The sequence below is a fragment of the Vibrio porteresiae DSM 19223 genome (assembly GCF_024347055.1).
Lineage (GTDB): Bacteria > Pseudomonadota > Gammaproteobacteria > Enterobacterales > Vibrionaceae > Vibrio > Vibrio porteresiae.
On record NZ_AP024895.1, the window covers coordinates 2590869 to 2610666 of the forward strand.

General features: G+C 45.2%; 15 protein-coding genes. 6 read left to right on the forward strand and 9 right to left on the reverse strand.

From position 1 onward, the window contains the following. Positions 1–158 precede the first annotated feature (158 nt). The gene (locus OCV11_RS11850; protein WP_261893058.1) at positions 159–1277 is read right to left on the reverse strand and encodes a response regulator; all 1119 of its coding nucleotides are present in this window, start codon (positions 1275–1277) and stop codon (positions 159–161) included. Positions 1278–1518: 241 nt separating this feature from the next. Here OCV11_RS11850 and OCV11_RS11855 point away from each other — a divergent pair, with 241 nt between their 5' ends. Then, positions 1519–2394: a LysR family transcriptional regulator gene (locus OCV11_RS11855; RefSeq protein ID WP_261893059.1), complete on the forward strand. Its 876-nt coding sequence runs from the start codon at positions 1519–1521 to the stop codon at positions 2392–2394. Between the two features lie 49 nt (positions 2395–2443). Here the strand turns inward: OCV11_RS11855 and OCV11_RS11860 are convergent, their stop codons facing one another. The 3 genes from OCV11_RS11860 to fadI form a co-directional block, all read right to left on the reverse strand. Continuing rightward, positions 2444–2992 (reverse strand): NAD(P)H nitroreductase, encoded by a 549-nt coding sequence (locus OCV11_RS11860; RefSeq protein WP_261893060.1) that lies wholly within the window; start codon positions 2990–2992, stop codon positions 2444–2446. Between the two features lie 178 nt (positions 2993–3170). After that, positions 3171–5288, reverse strand: coding sequence for a fatty acid oxidation complex subunit alpha FadJ (gene fadJ / locus OCV11_RS11865; RefSeq protein ID WP_261893061.1), 2118 nt, complete (start codon positions 5286–5288; stop codon positions 3171–3173). Then, entirely contained in the window at positions 5285–6601 is a 1317-nt protein-coding gene (gene fadI, locus OCV11_RS11870) for an acetyl-CoA C-acyltransferase FadI (RefSeq protein ID WP_261893062.1), read from the reverse strand. Before fadI ends, fadJ begins: the two co-directional genes overlap by 4 nt. Positions 6602–7649: 1048 nt before the next feature. Here fadI and OCV11_RS11875 point away from each other — a divergent pair. Then, positions 7650–8930, forward strand: coding sequence for an outer membrane protein transport protein (locus tag OCV11_RS11875; RefSeq protein WP_261893063.1), 1281 nt, complete (start codon positions 7650–7652; stop codon positions 8928–8930). A 321-nt stretch (positions 8931–9251) separates the two neighbouring features. Next, complete coding sequence (locus OCV11_RS11880) at positions 9252–10127, forward strand: delta-class carbonic anhydrase (RefSeq protein ID WP_261893064.1); 876 nt, start codon at positions 9252–9254, stop codon at positions 10125–10127. 95 nt (positions 10128–10222) lie between these two features. Here OCV11_RS11880 and OCV11_RS11885 read toward each other — a convergent pair whose 3' ends face one another. Continuing rightward, on the reverse strand, positions 10223–10684 hold the full coding sequence (locus OCV11_RS11885) for a low molecular weight protein-tyrosine-phosphatase (protein ID WP_261893065.1): 462 nt from the start codon (positions 10682–10684) through the stop codon (positions 10223–10225). A 147-nt stretch (positions 10685–10831) separates the two neighbouring features. Here OCV11_RS11885 and cobO point away from each other — a divergent pair, with 147 nt between their 5' ends. Beyond that, a complete protein-coding gene (gene cobO / locus OCV11_RS11890) occupies positions 10832–11437 on the forward strand; it encodes a cob(I)yrinic acid a,c-diamide adenosyltransferase (RefSeq protein ID WP_261893066.1) in 606 nt (201 codons plus the stop codon). Positions 11438–11528: 91 nt separating this feature from the next. Here cobO and OCV11_RS11895 read toward each other — a convergent pair whose 3' ends face one another. From OCV11_RS11895 to apbC, 3 genes are all read right to left on the reverse strand, one after another. Continuing rightward, positions 11529–13682, reverse strand: coding sequence for an AsmA family protein (locus OCV11_RS11895; protein WP_261893067.1), 2154 nt, complete (start codon positions 13680–13682; stop codon positions 11529–11531). 98 nt (positions 13683–13780) lie between these two features. Continuing rightward, positions 13781–14422, reverse strand: coding sequence for a uridine kinase (udk, locus tag OCV11_RS11900; RefSeq protein WP_261893068.1), 642 nt, complete (start codon positions 14420–14422; stop codon positions 13781–13783). Between the two features lie 181 nt (positions 14423–14603). Continuing rightward, positions 14604–15677 carry an iron-sulfur cluster carrier protein ApbC gene (apbC, locus tag OCV11_RS11905; protein WP_261893069.1) on the reverse strand — a complete coding sequence of 358 codons (1074 nt, stop codon included), beginning with the start codon at positions 15675–15677 and terminating at the stop codon, positions 14604–14606. Between the two features lie 159 nt (positions 15678–15836). Here apbC and metG point away from each other — a divergent pair, with 159 nt between their 5' ends. Then, the gene (gene metG, locus OCV11_RS11910) at positions 15837–17888 is read left to right on the forward strand and encodes a methionine--tRNA ligase (RefSeq protein WP_261893070.1); all 2052 of its coding nucleotides are present in this window, start codon (positions 15837–15839) and stop codon (positions 17886–17888) included. A 198-nt stretch (positions 17889–18086) separates the two neighbouring features. Continuing rightward, a complete protein-coding gene (locus OCV11_RS11915; protein WP_261893071.1) occupies positions 18087–18893 on the forward strand; it encodes a hypothetical protein in 807 nt (268 codons plus the stop codon). An 80-nt stretch (positions 18894–18973) separates the two neighbouring features. On the opposite strand, the gene udp is transcribed toward OCV11_RS11915, so the two are convergent. Next, the gene (gene udp / locus OCV11_RS11920) at positions 18974–19732 is read right to left on the reverse strand and encodes a uridine phosphorylase (RefSeq protein ID WP_261893072.1); all 759 of its coding nucleotides are present in this window, start codon (positions 19730–19732) and stop codon (positions 18974–18976) included. Positions 19733–19798 lie beyond the last annotated feature (66 nt).

The following is a 19798-nucleotide window of genomic DNA, read 5'->3' on the forward strand; positions in this document are numbered from 1 at the left end:
CCAAGTTCTATCAATCACGTGGCTCATGCTAACCAGAGAAACAAAGAATGTCTTTAGACGGGAAAGATACAGTTACAATTGAGAGTTAGGGGCGGCGAATTCTGAGCGGTGACTCAGAATCGCGCCACAATAGATTAAACTTAGACAATAAATTGAGCTTAGATTTCGTAATGGTCTTGCTCGGTAAAAATATCAAAACTAAAGCTACTTGAACCGATGCTATGTAAGGTGAGCTTACACCCTTGGCGAATTTGCAGCTCTTTGACCAAGAAGTTTTTCAGGCACTGGTTACCTAACTGCACATCACCTGAAATATGCATTTGCTTATTTCCATTTGACCAATGGCAATCTAAACCTGCTGGCAAAATTGACAAACTAGCATCATTAAAATCCACCAAACCAAACAAGGCAGACACAGGCTGAGCGCACTCAGAACAGCCGATTCCGCGTTCCAAAATAGTCGCAATGTCTTTCAAATCAACACTCGAGCTACGTAAGTTACGCAAATAATCATGAAACAACGCTCTAACTAGCAACGTCGTGCCAACACCTCGCTCCTCACCGCTGGCAGAGTCGATAATGTAAAACGCCATTTGACCACTCATAAGCCAACTGTAATCAAACACGAGCGGTAAACTTTCTGTCGACTGCAACAAACGGTAACTGCAGTGCCATGCGCCTTGAGAACTGTCATTCTCTGGTAAAAGTGCATGTAATAACTCTTTGGCTGCGTTAGGATTTTTACGCAAATAATCTAGGTGCCAGTGAAGCTCTCGCTCTTCTGGCATCTCACCACCACCATCGACACGGAACCATTGACTTGAAAAATCACGCTGATCCGACAGAGTATTCTGAGTATCTTCCAGCGTGCTCTCAATGGCACAGGCTAAATGTTGATGATTACTGATCGGCTTGGGCAAAAAGTCCTTAATACCAAATTTCAATGCTTTCGCTACATCGGACATATCTTCCGTAGCAGAAACCACAATTAAAGGAAGTGATGGATAAGCAATGCTCACCTCTTCAACAAACTCAATCCCGTTTAACACTGGCATGGATAAGTCACAAAGAACAAGGTCTGGGGGCGTTTCTTTCAGTTTGCGCAGCCCATCCAAACCATCTTCGGCTTCAATAACGATATAGCCTTGAGCGACTAAATATCCACGAGTGATACGGCGAAAGATCGGATCATCATCAACGACCATGATGACCTTAGGTTGAACAGCTTCAGACACAAGCGCATTCGCTTCATCATCAATCCGAATTTCTTTATACATAGCTTCAACCTCACTATGCTCTTCCTGTTCACAAAATTTTTTATTGTTATAGGATAGTTTCATACGTTACCTATTAAGGTAGTCTTGAAATAACATTTATACAAATATTCCGGATTTCCGTATAGTTGCAAACTATACGTACGGAATATGGCATATCATACTAGTCGTTGATATGTCTCAAACTTTGATGTCCTATATGCGTATAAATTACTCCTTCTTGTAAAATAATGTGTCAGGAACTATGAAATTAGATGACCTAAACCTCTTTCGACTGGTTGTCGAAAATGGCAGCTACACCGCTACTTCACGCAAAACTATGATCCCTGTAGCCACCATTACCCGACGCATTCAAGCGCTTGAAGATTCGTTGAATCTAAGACTATTGAATCGCCATGCTCGTAAGCTGTCTCTTACTGAAGCCGGTGAGCGTTTCTTTGGTGAATGTTCTCCTCTGCTAGAGCGCCTTGCTTCTATGGCTGAAGAGATCACCGATGAATGCCGTGGTGCCTCAGGGAAAATTAAAATTTCTGCTCCGTCAAACCTTACTCGCCGTTTGATGATGCCAATGTTTATTGATTTCATGCGTGCTTTCCCAGAAATCAACATTGAACTTACCACCAGCAATCACGCGGACCAACTTGACCCAACTGAATGGGATGTCATCTTCCGCGTTGGTCCACAGCGAGACTCAAGTCTAATTGCCCGTAAAATCAGCGAAGTTAAGGACATTTTGGTCGCAAGTCCTGACTACTTAGCGAGAAACCCAACCCCTACTCATGCAGAAGATCTCACACAACACTCTCTGCTGAAAGGGTACCCATTGATTAAATGGCAGCTCACCGATAGCAAAGGTGAAACTGTCGTTAACTTGGATAAAGCACGTTTCCAAGCCAACACGATTGATGTAGTACGTCACGCCTGCTCTCAAGGATTAGGTATTACCTTGATGCCAGATGTCATGTTAGAACAGTACATTCAGTCCGGCGCGTTGGTGCGCGTACTGAGCGACTGGTCGGCCAACCCTCGTGATATCTATATGCTTTACAACCACAAAGACCACTTACCAGAAAAAGTGCGTCTGTTTATCGACTTTGTGATTGGCTACCACATCCACTGATCATCATCAGTATGCAACAACGAAGAAGGGCCTAATGGCCCTTCTTACATTACAAATATTCGACAAAATCCCCTAAGGAACGAGCCGGTGCTGGCATTTCAGTTCCCATTGGCGTGCCCAAATAGAGGAAGCCGACAATCTCATCTTCTCCTTCCACACCAAAGGCTGAACGCACTTCTGGGTGGAACATCCAGTTACCAGAACGCCAAATACCTTGGAAGCCCTGGGCAACTGCTGCCATCTGCATTGCTTGAACCGCACAGCCAGCTGACAAGTGTTGTTCAATCGCTGGCACTTTCACGTGTGGTGTCACTTTAGCAATAACGGTTATCACCATTGGGGCGCGAAACGGTGCATTTTTCACTTTCGTGATCACCGCTTCATCACTGTTATCCGCAACGGCCGCTTTAACCAAAATAGCAGAGAGTTTTTGTAACCCACTCCCTTGAGCAATCACAAAGCGCCACGGAGTTAAATTACCGTGGTCAGGAGCCCTCAGACCGGCACGAATAATATTTTCGAGAGCTTTACCTTCTGGAGCAGGGGCCTCCAGTTTTGCCATTGAGCGGCGATTTAACAGTAATTCAAGAGCGTCCATAACCATTCCTAACATCGAGTTACAATACCAACTGCTGTTTATTCAGCCAGTTTTATACCACTTATTGATAATAGTGACATAGCTTAGCAATTTCATAACAAAAAAAGCGAGTGATACACTCGCCTTTTACATTCTAATTCCGATTTAAACCGCCGTTTTTATACCGCTAAAGCATAAGCTAATAAAAGTGCTCTCCTTTACCCGCTCTATCGAGTAATCCGCTGCACGGTGCAAAACGAGGCCCATACAACTCACAATATCGGTTCATCAAGTCAATAACTTTGGGTAACCCAAGCTGGTCCATATAGGAGAAAGGCCCCCCTAAAAACGGCGGGAAACCGATCCCAAAGATAGCACCAACGTCACCATCGCGTGCAGAAGCGATCACCTGTTCGTCTAAACAGCGCACTGCTTCATTGAGCATAGGTAACACGCAGCGCAGCGAAATCGTTTTGGGCGTTAAATGGGTTTCCGTTGATAACCCAAACATTCGATAAACCTTACGATCAACCTCTTTTCGTTCACCTTGCCGATAAACATAAAACCCTTTCCCCACTTTGCGCCCTAACCGACCACTAGCTAACAAAGGCTCAAAAATATCGGGACCGGAAAAACGAGGACCGAGATTGTCGACTAAGTTTGGAATCACTTTTGCGCCAATATCAATCCCAACCTCATCTAACAAAGTAATTGGCCCGACAGGAAAACCGAAGTTCACCAACGCAGAATCAATCTCGTCGATGGGTTCACCATCCATCATTAATTGCGCCGCTTCATTCATGTAAGGTGCCAAAATGCGGTTAACGTAGAATCCCGCACTGTCTTTCACCACTATTGGCGTTTTACCTTGGCGTCTAGCAAAACTCACCGCCAGTTGAATCGCTTCGGGTGAAGTTTTCGCGTGTGGAATCACTTCAACCAATGGCATTTTATCCACTGGACTAAAGTAATGCAGACCAATAATTCGTTCAGGATGTGCAGCGTTTGCTGCAATCGCGTGAATGGGGATCGAGGAGGTATTAGAGGCAAACACTAATTGCTCATTGTGAGTTGAGCGGGTTTCAATCTCTTGCACCATCTGCTGCTTCAGTTCGATATCTTCAAATACTGCTTCAATTACTAACTGACAACGATCCAGAGTATTAAATTCGGTACTCCCCGAAAGACGCGACATGACATTTCGCATCTGATAAGAGGTGATCTTCCCGCGCTGTTGCTGCTGGGCTAATCTTTCATAACTGTAGCGTAACGCAGAAGCAATGCCCTGATTTGCCACATCTTTGATGCGTACATTCATTCCAGCTTTAGCAACGCTGACGTAACTGATGCCCGCCCCCATAAACCCACCGCCTAGCACCAACGCATGAGTCAACTCTCTAGCAGCTTCCGCTCCTTGCTGCTCTTTTTTCAGCTGAGTGGTCGCAAAGAAGAGCTTACGCAGCGCTTTGGATTGCTTGGTCATCACCAACTCACCAAATTTAAGCGCTTCTAGCTCTAGTCCTTTCTCAAAACCCGCTTTACTGCCCTGACCAATGACATCCAAGATGGCATCAATCGCGGGATAGTTACCACGTCCTTTCTTGAACGCTTGGGCTTGGGCTTTATCCAACACCCATTGTCTTATCCATTGAGATCGCGCCAAAAGACGTTCAAACCAAGGCAGAGTTTGGGACACCCTTTTATGCTCCAGCCAAAGCTGAGCAACGTCCAACAATACGCTATTAGCGACCATCACATCGGCTAAACCCAACTTAACGGCTTTTTTTGCCGCTACAGTTTTGCCAGTCAACATCATATCCAGCGATGGCAACAAGCCAATAAGTCTTGGCAAGCGCTGTGTACCACCAGACCCAGGCAGCAGCCCCAATTTCACTTCAGGCAACCCTAACACCGTGATGGAATCATCAGAGCAAACACGATAATCACAGGCCAAAGCCAACTCTAGTCCGCCACCAAGACAAGGACCATGAATGGCGGCGACCGAAGGGAAAGGCAATGCTTGAATTCGCGCAAATAATCTCTGTCCACGTGAAGCAATCTCTTGCGCTTCACTGGCGCTAGCGCAGGAGTGAATCATATTGACATCAGCACCGGCAATGAAGTTGTCGGCCTTGCCCGAATAGATGATCAACCCTTTGACACGATTTTGCTGAGTTTCGAGATCGGTTAGGATCTCCTCAAAATGTTCTATCGATTCGCGCTTCAGCGTATTCATTTTCTCGTCAGGCACATCGATACACAACCACGCAATAGAGTGGTTATCAATGGAAAATTGCAGTCCGGTTTGCTCGTTCATAGCTCAGCCTCCAACACCATTGCAACGCCTAAACCCCCAGCAGCACACGCCGTGGTTAGCCCTAACCCGCCACCGCGTTTACGTAATTCATATAAGGTTTGAGTAATCATTCTCGTGCCTGTCGCCGCAAAAGGGTGACCATAAGCAATCGACCCACCCTGGACATTAAAGCGTTCCCAATCCACCTCACCAACTTGAGCACTGCGGCCAAGATGGGCGGCAGAAAATGCATCGCTGCCTAGCGCTCGTACATTAGCAAGCACCTGTGAGGCAAAGGCTTCATGCATATCAATTAAGGTCAGATCTTTTAAGGTAACGCCTGCGCGATCCAACGCGATCGGCGTAGCGTAAGCAGGCCCCATCAGCATATCTTGCAGCACTTCAATTCCGGCAAAGGCATAAGAACGCAAATAGCCTAACACTGGCAAACCAAGCTCTTTGGCTCGACCTTCTTTCATCAGTAATACCGCCGAACCACCATCCGTCAAAGGTGAGCTATTTCCCGCCGTCACAGACCCATAGCGACGATCAAATACCGGCTTCAACATAGCGTAATCATCGAGGGTATTCTCTGGCCGTAACGTATTATCTTGCTCAAGCCAATGGGCATAGGGTTCTGGGAAAGCGACCATCACCTGCTGGCTCAAATCACCGCTACTCCATGCTTGTTGAGCTAACTGATGGGAGCGAAAGGCGAATTCATCTTGGTCTTGACGTGCAATATTGTGGGTTTTCGCCATCTGCTCAGCAATTTGTCCCATCGAAAGTCCGGTCGAGTAATCGGCGATAGGCAGTGGAACTGGCAAAAGATCGCGTAAATGCAAATGACGCAGCAAAGAGAGTTTATCGCCCCAAGTTCGCTTTTTGGACATGGCGAGCAATGCTGCCGCGAGAGGCTTTGACACTCCAATAGGCAATACGGAGCTGGAATCAGCCCCACCTGCAATCCCGGCTTGAATCGAGCCCGCCATAATGCTTTCTGCCACAGAGGCGACCGCTTGGAAACTGGTCGCACAAGCACGGGAGACACTGTAAGCATCTGTCGTCACCGCCATCCCCGTACCTAAAACTATTTCACGGGCAATATTAGGCGCTTCTGGCATTTGAATGACTTGACCAAACACCACTTGGTCTATCCACTTGGGGTCAACGTTGGCACGTAACAATAATTCTCGCACCACCATTTTACCGAGTTCAACAGCAGGAAGCGCTTTTAGCTCCGTACCTTGGCGAGCGAAAGGTGTACGCAGCCCAGCAACAAAGGCGACACGCTCTCCAGAACGCGTCTTCACACAATTCCCTTGATGAGTCATGATAAGTCCTTAACATGAAGGTCCGACCTGAATAACTTCAAGTGTAATCAGAATGTTACATTTCGCAAATTGGGGTAAAAATAAACGTGAGTAGCAACACCATTTAAATTGGTATTGGTTATAGCCTTCCCTTCAATTGGCTATTTACGCTAACTTTGACATGTGTAAATCCGTTATTGATCCACACAAAATATAATTTATATATTGATAAAGCATGGTCGGCTTAGAAAAATATTTCTGTGCGTAATATGGTTAAATAAAAATAGGAATTGGTATGAATAGGTACTATTCAATGATCGTGCGGAACTCACCAACTTGCTGGCAAAAAAAAAACCACACAAATCGTTGTGTGGTTGGAATTTATAAAGCAATTAACTTACGCCAATTGAAAAGTAATCAGTTTCCTGATTAGGAGAAAGTAAAGTCAGCCTTCAAAAGGAAGTGTCATCTTGCTCAACACGCTAGTCACAAGGACTAACTAGATGACAAGTGTTACTATAACGGCTTCAGAACAACAAAATTTGAATTAGATCAATTTTAGTGTGATTTATTCGAGGTATGAAATTTAAAATTGATTCAAAACAATCTCTGTGCAGATTGTGCTTTACAAGGGTGAAACACCATTTCTTAACGATTTATTACGTCAAGTTTCGCTATTTTCTTCTTTTAAAAACTAGGGAATTTCATCGTCATCTCAAATAAGGTTTGTCATTTAAAACCAACCCAAACTTCACTTTTAACCATTTAAAGTAAAAGAGTGACTCAAGTGCATAGATAATGCATTTTAACTACTGCATAACCCGCAAAATGTAAACGATAACATTATTTCCGCTCACACATTAACCGCCTAACGTTGATAGAGTATTTACTCTATATAAACGATTTTTTCGACGCATTTACGCCAATTCGCCATCATTTCCACAATTTTATCGTTTTTTTACCCATTAGTCGCATTGCCAAAAGGGATACTAACGTCTAGTATCAGCGACCCACTGAGTAATTGCTCAAGTTAACGCCCAAAAGAGGCGTAAAACCATAGGAAAAACACATGAAGAAGACGCGTCTGTTTAAAAAGACACTGGTTGCATTGACCGTTGGTCTCGCGACACAGCAAGCAGCTGCTGCGGGTTTCCAACTCAACGCACAGTCTGCGACGGGCCTTGGCCGTGCTTTTGCTGGCGATGCCGTAATAGCTGACAATGCTGCTGCAATGGCTCGCAACCCTGCCACTATGGCACTATTTGACAAAACCTCTCTCTCTTTAGGTTTTGAAACCATTACGACTGATATCAAAGTCAAAGATGCAACCTATTCACGTAGCATTACAGGTTTAGGTACAAAGATCAGTGAATCAGATGCAGACTATTCTGATGCTGGCAGCACATCTATCGCACCAAACTTACATCTAATTGTTCCAGTGAACGACAAATTCGCTTGGGGTGTTGATGCATACACAAACTTCGGTACAAAAACCTCTTTTTCCGATAGCTATTCTGCCGCGGAATATGGCGGCCTAACCGACGTTAAAAGTTTTAACTTTGGTTTGGCTGGGTCTTATCGTCTAAACGAGGCGTGGAGCTTTGGTGCTGGACTAGACGTAGTCTATGGTCAAGGTACGATGAAACGCGCCGTTCCATCATCCAGCAGCAACTTAATTGACGTTGACAAAGCTGATGGTTGGGCTGTCGGCTATAACGTTGGTACTGTATACGAAGTAAACGAAAACAACCGTTTTGGTTTGGCGTATCACCACAGTCCAGAATTCAAAGCAAAAGACGACAATGGTCAAGAGATCACCTTGCCGCTGCCTGATATCGCTGAATTCTCTGGCTACCACCGTATCAAAGATACGCGTTTTGCCGTGCACTACAGCGTTCAATGGATCGGCTGGAGTTCATTTGATCAAATTGATTTTGATAACCTAGATTCTAGTGAAAGCCAGCTGGCAGCAAGCAGTACTTCCTACGCTAAAAACTACCAATGGAAAGATGGCTGGCACTATGCTATTGGCGGAACCTTCTATCTGAATAAAACTTGGACACTACGTGCCGGTTACATGTATGACACTAGCGCACAAGATTCTGTGACCTCTATTTCTGTTCCAGATTCAGATCGTCAATGGTTCTCGACTGGTGTAACTTACCAAATCAATGAAAAATCCAACATTGATTTTGGTTTTACCTACTTGATGGGTAAAGATACCGACGTATCAGAGTCGCTTACACTGCCATCATCAAGCTCACCGACCAATTACGTTACAACTAATGTAACGGGTAAGACTCGCGCAGACGCTATCCTGATGGGTTTGCAATACAGCCGTACTTTCTAAGTGTTTGCTGCATAAAAAAGGTCGCTTAGCGGCCTTTTTTATTCCCTCAATTCAGCGAATTTCAAGCAATGCTATGCAATCAATCCACTTGAACAGTGATGCGAATTGCAAAATCGTCATCTACGCATACCTCTATAGAATAAATCTCAACTAATCCACACTCCTTACATTGCCAAAATCTGAGTTCACTAACTAGATTTACTGCAGTTTCTCCAGCGAGCGGAACGCTATCGTCCCCAAGTGCTCCACACTGCGATAGTCCGCTCAAAGGAGCTTGTGATATTTGCACTTATTTGCAGGCATTGATTCTGGGAGTTTGTAATGAAAAACACCTTTACCTTAGCGCTATTAGGCACTTTAACCTCTGCAATCTCCCTCCATGGCGTAGCCAGCGAGTCGAGCCACGGCGCAACCACTGAAGCAGTCGCAGACAGTGTTATCGCGGAGCAACGCACCCAACTAGCAGAAAACACCAAGAACAAAGGGTTTGGTCCTCAATCTCCGCGTGATATCGATAATACTCAAGGCAGTAATACCATTGTGTTTGGTATGGCACCTGAATACCAAGACCTCAACCTGTGTAATATCCATTTTCACAAAAATGCTGAACACAAAGGCGGACAATTTACGACTTACGCAGGGAACGGTGATGGTCACGGATACATGAGTGGCTTCGTTTATGACGGCAAACTCTCTTCCGATGAAAAGCACCCCACCGAACATGAAATTTGTCCGAGTGAACATGGGGCTTTGCAACCTGGTGACACCATTGAAGTTCACTATGTGCACTCATCCGCCAACGTGGGTCCTGGGCCAACCTTAGGGGCATGTTTAAGCGAGAGTATCAACAACCCACAACTGCGCGTTGAAGCTCAGGTATTTGTGTTAGTGAACGACCCATATGCGCTTGATTTTAATTACTTAATGGCAACTGGTAAGAAAAAAGGCCGCGAGCAAGCTCTGAATATTCCATCCCATACTGGTACTCCAGTGCTCTACTCTGGCTCTACCACTGGGCCGAGTTACAACGAAAAAGGGTCACCATTCCAAGTGACTTGGAGCGTGCGCCCGAACGTATCTAAAGTGAATATTGAAACCGTAGGCCAATGGTGTAAAAGCAACGTATTCAAAGAAGATCACGCCCACGGCGTGCGTAATCTCGTGATTAACCCTGACCTATTATCACCAATCCGCTAAGTCGCTAAGTCGCTAAATCACTATTTTCCAGTATCACGTGAGAGAAACCTGCAGCAGCAGGTTTCTTTTTATATGCTGCAGTTAAAGTCTGATGATTATAATGTGGCGAATATTCGCTCTGCGGCCTCTTCTAGCAAATCCAGTACGTGCTCAAACCCTTCATCACCCCCATAGTAAGGGTCAGGGATCTCTTCCTGCTCCATACCAGCCTTAGTCAGCAACAAAGAGAGCTTATGCTGATAAGCTTTTGGACAATGGTCAATTAAATAGTCCAAGTTCTCTTTATCGGCAGCTAAAATCCAATCGAAATCAACAAAGTCATCCGCAACCACTTGCCGAGCGTGAATGCCGTGAAACGAGTACCCTCGACGCTCACCTTCACGACGTGCTCTCTGGTCAGGCGCTTCTCCTTGGTGATAGGCAATGGTGCCAGCCGAATCGATACGAACAGAGATACCTAGCTGCTGGGCTTTAGCGCGAAATACCGCTTCAGCCGTTGGCGAGCGGCAAATATTGCCCATGCACACAATCAAAATTGCCTTCGTTTTCCCTGCCATACTTATCTCCTCTTTCCACTCCATAGTCATACACTGTCATGATGCAATACCACGAAGTGCTATCAAGTCATCTCCCTGATTTTTGCCAGTGTTTGCTCGGATAATATTAGGTTATGATGCAAAAAACAGAACAAGAAAGGAATAGTCATGTCTGAGGACAGCATTAAGCAAGAGCGTCACAAGGCTCGCCAACAAAAAGTAAAAGAGAAAGTCGATGCCAAAATCGCCTCTGCACAAGAAGTGAAAGGACTACTTTTAGTCATTACCGGTAATGGCAAAGGTAAATCCACTTCGGGCTTTGGCATGATTACTCGCGCGATTGGTCATGAGAAGCGTTGCGCTGTGGCGCAGTTTATTAAGGGCACTTGGAACAATGGCGAGCGCAATGTTTTAGAAAAGCTCGGGGTTGAATTCCACGTCATGGCGACAGGGTTTACTTGGGAGACGCAGAATAAAGAGACCGACACCGCCGCAGCGCAAGCCGTGTGGCAAGAGTGCAAACGTCTGTTGCAAGACGACACCATCGATGTACTGCTGTTTGATGAGTTAACTTATATGGTTAACTACGGCTACATTGAGCTAGAAGAAGTGATCACTGCACTACAAAACCGTCCGCACATGCAGTCGGTGATCATTACTGGCCGAGCAGCGCACCGCGAGTTAATTGAGATTGCTGACACTGTCTCTGAAGTAAAAAACATCAAACATGCGTTTGAATCTGGTATTAAAGCGCTTCAAGGGATTGATTGGTAAATTTTTCTCAACTCTCTTGTTAAAAAGGTCAGTGAATGACTTCACTGACCTTTTTAGGGTACTCAATTGGATGTGGAAAATGACATCACACTTAGTTAAACAAGCCTTTCAATAAACTGTTGACCGCCTTCTTGGTTTTCTCATCTTTGATTTTATCGTCGAGTTTCTTTAAGCCACGATCGAGCTCTTTTTCCGCCTTTTTCTTCATCACATCATCCATTTTCAAACGAAACTTAGGCTGTGCCCAAGCACCGTGAATTTGCAGCGGTATGGTCACATCGCGTAAATCATCAATCGATTTACCACCTTGACCTTCAAGTGAACCAACGATAGAGGTTCTAAACAGCATATCCATGGTCTGTTTAATGTAGTTGGCATCCCCCTGACCAGCGATACGCAGTAATGGCGATTGCATTTGTAGGTCCTGTGTCGACATATTGCCTTGATCAAATTTGAGTGTGGCAGTTAACGCGCTGAAATCGGTTTTCTTCGTATTCTCTTCCGTTACTTTTTCGCCTTTGATGCGGGCATAAGTGGTGCGAATCAAATGAGGAATATTGATCCCATTAATCGCTCCATCAGCAAAATTGATCGCCATCGTTCCGGTTAGGTTTTGCTTAATCGCTTTGGGCGTTAAACCACTGCCAGCAATATCAAAGGTGATATTACCTGTTCCTTCGAGCAGATCTTTTTCAGCCACATCGTGGAGTAACGGCAGAACTTTGACATTGGTCATCGCCCCTTTCGCTGTGTAATGTGCCGGCGCTTGATGGGCATCCAGTAAGGCTTGCAGTGTCATTTTCCCTTGGTACAGATCAGCATTGAGATGGTTAAGTTTGACCTGACCTTGCAATACCTTCATATCCACATCAACGTTTTGCAACTGCATATTTTGCACTTTAAGCGCACCGATTTTCACGGTGCCAGCCACATCTAGATTATTTAACGCTGCTAGGTTCGGTTCTGGTGTATCGGCTTCTACAGCGTCATTGGTTGCAGGTTTCTGTTTCTCAGTTCCCGATTGAGTTGAAGATGATTCATCACCCTTCGCCGCTTTTACACCAAGAAAAGCGTCCACATCGAACTTAGGACTGGTTAAAGCAAAGCGTATTTTGGGTTGTTGCAACAACTCAACACTGGCTTGCCCCTTCCACTGTAAATCGTTGGCTTTGAGACTATCCAGCCACAGCTGAGCTTTCCCAGCGGCTGAGTCATAAGCCAGTTTAGCCTGTAAGGATACATTTAACGGCGTTTGCGGCAGAGAGTCACCAGTAACCGTAGCATCCAACGTCAGTTGATCCACGCTCACTTTGGTCAACGCTTTATTGACCATCAATGACGCTTTTCCTTGCGTGGAAAAAGTTAAATCTTGTTTAGCTCCTGAGAGTTGATAATTGAGCTCGCTGGCTTGTCCGATCGCAAATTTGGGTAAGGACAACTTAAGCTCTTTCAACGCCATTTGTTGGTCATCATAGCTGGCCGTGATCTCAGTCTCTTTGAGCGCCGTCATCAAGGGGTCTTCAGCTAAGCGAATCTGGGTTGTTCCTGAAAGTGCGAACTGTTGCTGATTGTGTTGCCCTTTGGCACCGAAACGCAAATTCGACCAAGTTCCGACAGCAAACTCCGTTAGGTTCAACTGCACATCGTGCAACTTGGTGTAGGACTGGGTTTGCTGATTTTGAATATCGAACAAGGCATTAACGACTTCAATCCCCTCGAGTGAGACTTGCCAAGGCACTTTTTTCTCAGAGGAATTGGCCGCGGAAACAGTTACCGTACTCTTCTGGCTATCGCTGCTTGTTTTGGTATTCTCGGCAGGAGCGGCTTTTTTATCGGCTTGCTCAGCGGATGTCTTTAACGTTAAAGCATCGAGGTTAGAGGTGCCGTTTTTGAGGGTTTCAAGATGGACTTCAGCACCTTCTAGGCGCACTTTACCGATTTGTAATTGATGCTCCATTAAGCCAAACAGAGAAATATCAATTTCCACTTGGTCTACTTTAAACAAATTCACCGAGCTAAAACCGCTAGGATTCTTCAGCTCAGTTTTGCCCAATTCAAAACCGATCGCAGGGAAAAACTGCCAGCGAATATTGCCGTCGATCTTAAGATCTAGGCCAGTCTTAGCCTTAACCTGATTAACTAACAAGGGTTTAAATTGATTCGGGTTGACCAACACCACCAGCGCTAAAGCGCTACCACAAACCAGAATAAAGACAGTCAACACAATCAGGGACAGTTTTTTCATCGGTTCTTCCTTGTTAGCTACAGAAAAAGAAAATGGCACTCAAAGTGCCATTCATCTTAAAAGAAATATAACGCTAAATTGCTATTAATGCGTAAATTTTATGATTTTAGCAATTTAGAGATGTGCGCTTTTAACACATCGATCGCAATACGGTTTTTACCACCACGAGGAACGATGATGTCCGCATGCTGTTTAGACGGTTCGATAAATTGCAGGAACATAGGACGAACTGTTTTTTGATACTGAGTCAGTACCGAATCCATAGTACGACCACGTTCTTCAACATCGCGTTTCACACGACGCAGCAAACAGATGTCTAATGGCGTATCCATAAACACACTGGCTTGCATCAAACTGCGTAGACGTGGATCGGTTAGCAGCAAGATCCCTTCAAGAATGATCACTTTCTTTGGTGTTAGCAAAGTCGTGTTTTTAGTACGAGTGTGCTCAGTGTAGCTGTACTCTGGAACATGAACTTCTTCACCGCGAAGTAATTGTTCTAAATGTTCACAAAGCAGATCGTGATCCAATGCACTTGGATGGTCGTAATTCGTTTTTACACGTTCTTCCATACTCAGATGGCTTTGGTCTTTGTAATAGCAATCTTCTGTGATCACCCCAATTTGATGATCGCCCACTTTCGCGCGTAGCTCGTTATAAATAGTACTTGCGATAAGGCTCTTACCAGAAGCAGAAGCGCCAGCGATACCGATGATGACGCATTGATTATTATCAGACATGTATGTGTACCCGATACGTGTAAATGTGAGGAATTAAGATAAACCGCCTGATTATAGGGAGATCGCTAGTCAGATACCAGTTTCGAATGGCCAAAATACAGTGCTTTTCGCCCAATTGATTAAACAAAAAGCAGAGTAAACGATTACATTCACTCTGCTCAAAGTTAGATCTGCATCACAACTAGACTAAGGTTATACCAATCGCGTCCGGTTTTACCGTTCCTTGCCAAAAAAGAATCGAGCTGATTCGTTCTGCCAAGTCTAAATAATAACCCGCATGCTCACTTTCCGGGCGACGAGCGACCGTTGGAATACCCGCATCAATATCTTCACGCATCGCAATATGCAGCGGAATTTGTGCCAGAAGAGCTAAACCATATTCACCGGCTAACAGCACCGCCCCACCGTTGCCAAAAATATGTTCTTTTGTGCCACAGTGACTACAGATGTGATAGCTCATGTTCTCAATCAATCCGACCACGGGTACGTCGACTTTTTCAAACATCGCCGCCCCTTTACGCGCATCCGCTAACGCTAAGTCTTGAGGCGTAGTCACAATCACAGCCCCAGTCACCGGAATTTGTTGGGCGAGCGTTAACTGAATATCCCCCGTACCCGGTGGCATATCAATCACCAAATAATCCAAATCGGGCCATTGGGTTTCATTTAAAAGCTGCTCTAGCGCTTTCGATGCCATTGGGCCACGCCAAATCGCCGCTTCCGCTTTATCAACCAAATAGCCAATAGAATTGGTGTATAAACCGTGCGCTTCAACAGGCTTCATCCAACGATCATCCGCCACCAGCGGTTTTTGACCTTCGGTACCGAGCATTAAGGGCACTGATGGACCATAAACATCGGCATCCAATAACCCTACTTTGGCACCAGAGTGAGCAAGGGCCAGAGCCAAGTTGACTGCGGTGGTCGATTTACCAACACCACCTTTCGCCGACGTGACAGCAATGATGTTTTTCACCCCGGCAATGGTTTTAGCCACCGGCGTTGCTAAGGTTTTGGTTTTTACCGAGATGGTATAGTCAAATCTCGATACCTCTCCTTTTTGCAGCTGGTTTTGAATCCATGCATCCAACTCTTTGATCAGACCATGAGCGGCAAAAGGGAAAGTAATCTGATAAGCCTTAGGGCCAGATTCGGTCACTAAATGAGGTTGATTTGCCCAATCTGCAATCAGATGGGAATGGGAAAATTGATTTAGCCAGGCGCATAAATCTTGTTTGGACGTCAACGAATGCATAGGTCCTCCTTTTTGCTCGTATGCTATCACTCAATGTGCATAGAAAGAAGCCTGAAAAAGTTAGACATTCAACACTCCTGCGCCTTGGAGTTACTGGCATCATAAGGTAGTATTAACGACCAATCTTTTTATACCTATCAAGAAAGCGAATAATTAAGTATGGCAACTGAACCAAGAAAAATTTTGGTAACTTGTGCCCTTCCGTACGCTAACGGTTCTATCCACCTGGGTCATATGCTTGAGCATATCCAAGCGGATATTTGGGTACGTTACCAACGACTACGTGGCAACACTATTAACTTCATCTGTGCTGACGATGCTCACGGCACGCCAATCATGCTTAAAGCGCAACAGATGGGTATGACTCCTGAAGAGATGATTACCAGCGTTAGTGAAGAACACCAGAAAGACTTTGCTGGCTTTGATATCAGTTTTGATAACTACCACAGCACTCACAGTGATGAAAACCGTGAGCTGGCTTCACACATCTATCTTGAACTGAAGAAAAACGGTTTTATTTCTAGCCGCACTATCTCTCAACTCTATGATCCAGAGAAAGAGATGTTCTTGCCAGACCGTTTTGTAAAAGGCACTTGCCCTAAATGTAAGGCAGAAGACCAATACGGCGACAACTGTGATGTTTGTGGTGAAACCTACAGCCCAACAGAACTGATTAACCCTCGTTCAGCGGTGTCTGGTGCTACTCCAGTATTGAAAGATTCAGAACACTTCTTCTTCGACCTGCCTCAGTTCGAAAGCATGTTGAAAGAGTGGACTCGCTCTGGTTCGCTACAATCCGAAACTGCGAACAAAATGCAAGAGTGGTTCGAATCAGGTCTACAACAGTGGGATATCTCACGTGATGCGCCATACTTTGGCTTTGAGATCCCTGGTGAAACCGGCAAATTCTTCTACGTTTGGCTAGACGCACCTATCGGCTACATGGGTTCATTCAAAAACCTATGTAACAAACGTGACGACCTAGACTTCGCTGAATACTGGAATAAAGACAGCTCAGCTGAGCTTTATCACTTCATCGGTAAAGACATTGTTTACTTCCACAGCCTATTCTGGCCAGCGATGCTAGACGGTGCAGGTTACCGTAAACCAAACAACGTTTTCGTCCACGGCTACGTCACCGTCAACGGTGCGAAAATGTCTAAATCAAAAGGCACTTTTGTTAAAGCAAGTACGTACCTGAAACACTTAGACCCTGAATGTCTTCGTTACTACTACGCTGCAAAACTGAACAGCCGCATTGATGACCTTGATCTTAACCTAGAAGATTTCTCACAACGCGTTAACGCAGATGTCGTCAACAAGATTGTGAACCTAGCTTCACGTAATGCTGGTTTCATCACTAAGCGTTTTGATGGTCAACTCTCTGCGCAATTTGCAGAGCCAGCGCTATACAAAGAGTTTGCTGATGCAGCTGAACGTATTGCTGAGCTATTTGAAACTCGTGAATTCGGTCGTGCAATTCGTGAAATCACTGCACTCGCTGACAAAGCAAACCAATATGTTGATGAGAAAGCACCTTGGGTTGTGGCGAAAGAAGAAGGTCGTGATCAAGATCTGCAAGACATCTGTACTGTAGGCATTAACTTGTTCCGCGTGCTGATGACTTACTTGAAACCGGTTATGCCTGCTCTAGCTGAACGTACTGAAGCCTTCCTAAACCAAGAACTGACTTGGGATAGCATCGCAACACCACTGACAGCTCACGCAGTTAGCCCATTCAAAGCGCTGTTCAACCGTATCGATCCAAAAAATATCGAAGCGATGATTGAAGCATCAAAAGAAGAAGCAGCAGCCGAGAAAGCAGCCATTGCAGCAGCCGCGCCTAAAGTGACACAAACTGAATTGGAAAAAGATCCGATTGCAGCTGAAATCGAATTTGACGATTTTGCTAAAGTGGACCTTCGCGTTGCCAAAATCATCTCTTGTGAAGCTGTGCCAAAGGCTGAAAAACTACTTAAATTCCAATTAGATATTGGCGGTGAAATTCGTCAAGTCTTCTCTGGTATTAAAGCAGCTTACAATCCAGAGGATTTGGTAGGTAAATACACTGTGATGGTTGCCAACCTTAAACCTCGTAAAATGAAGTTTGGTATGTCTGAAGGTATGATTCTAGCCGCTGGCCCTGGTGGTAGTGAGCTATGGATTCTTGAGCCACACGAAGGTGCTCAACCTGGCATGCGCATCATGTAATCTGTGACGAATGTCCTAAGCCCTCATAGCCTCAGGTTATGGGGGCTTTTTTATGCCTCTTTATGCTTCAAACGCACTAATTAAGTGCACCAATTAGAAAAGATTACAAATAACCTGCTGATTTTTATAGGTGTAAAGATTGGCACTATGCCTGCATAGTTATACAGACAGTTGGGTATGACTGACAAGGAGTTGGTTATGTTTGTATTACTTTCTATGATCATCTCATTGGCCATCTTAGGCCTGATGTTTTTCTATGCCAAACAGCGAGAATCCTCAGCTCAGCGTAAATACGATTTGATCGTCGATTTGCGTGAACTGCTTGTCCTATGCCGCCAGCACCGTAGCGCGACCCATCATGTGTTGATGTTTGACGAAGATCGCCATCTCGAACTCAACGAGTTGCAACAAGCCTTGATGAATCAATCACAGCATCTGATCGGTATTGCGCACTTCGATAACAAACCTATGTATCGTATTTTGCAGCGCAAGCTCGACAGTCTCACCAGTGACTGGCAAGAACGCTCAATTGCCCGCAATCAAATTGTGCATGGCAAAGCGATTCGCCACTGTATGTTTCTACTGGATGAAGTGATGCTGGCATGGCTGGTTGAATCGGGACGTGAAGAGCTAAGTGACGAATACCACATTAACTGGCAGCAGATTATTGATGCTATGGATGCATTAACGCAACTGCGTATTTGTATTGAAGATCTCGATTCGGCAGAAGGACGTAGGCGCTTTGCCCACTACGTTGACACTGTGCAGCGTAAAATTAACCAGTTGTCGATCATCAGTGCATTAACGATCGCTTCGCCAGGTTGCACTCATGCTTTAGAGGTGTTGAGCGATTGGGAAAAAGATCAAACGATCTCATTGAGCACTCAAGAGTTATATGCCATTTCGTCAACATTGTCGCTGACCATCGCTCATGTTTACGATCATATGCTCAGTGAACTGTTGGAAACTCTTTACCAACCATTACCCAAACTGCTGATCGCTTGAGGTAAACAGAGACCTTTAAAAGCAACAAGGCCGCTAAATAGCGGCCTTGTTTAATACAGGATTAGATGATTAAACCGACATTACAGAAGCTTACGCGCTGTTTCCACAACCACTTTAATGGAACGAGTTTCCGCCAATTTTAGTGTCTCATGGTCTGGAGTCTCTTTTTGAGTGCGGTTAATGATCACACCAGCGACACAGCCCGCTTTAAGACCTGAACTCGCACACATGGTTAGCAAGGTAGCTGATTCCATCTCAAAGTTAAGTACACCCATCTCCTGCCACTCTTTCATTGAGCCTTGGAAACGACGTACAACACGACCAGTAAAGGTGTCGTAACGCTCTTGACCTGGGTAGAAAGTATCACTAGACGCAGTCACGCCAGTGTGAACTGTTGCGCCACTTTCGAGAGCAGCAGCCTTCATTGCTGTCGCAACATCAAAGTCGGCAACCGCTGGGAATTCCATTGGCGCGAAGTGTAGGCTTGCACCATCAAGACGGACAGAACCTGTGGTCACAATCATATCGCCGACATTTACGTGGGGTTGGATAGCCCCCGTTGTCCCTACGCGAAGGAAAGTACGCACACCGAGTTGCGCCAATTCTTCAACCGCGATAGAGGTTGATGGACCACCAATACCTGTCGAACAAACCACGACAGATTTACCTTCAAGCTCAGCACGGAACACGGTGTATTCACGGTGGCTAGCGAGGAATGTTGGGTTATCCATCAGATTGGCAATCTTTTCAACACGCGCAGGATCACCAGGGATGATGGCCAGCGTTGCCCCTTTTAAGTCTTCTTGAGTTACACCAAGATGGAATACAGCTTGAGTCATAGATACTCCTTATTGCGGCTTGTTCAGCTCTCTCATTTATAACGGGTACGGGCTTACTTTATCCGA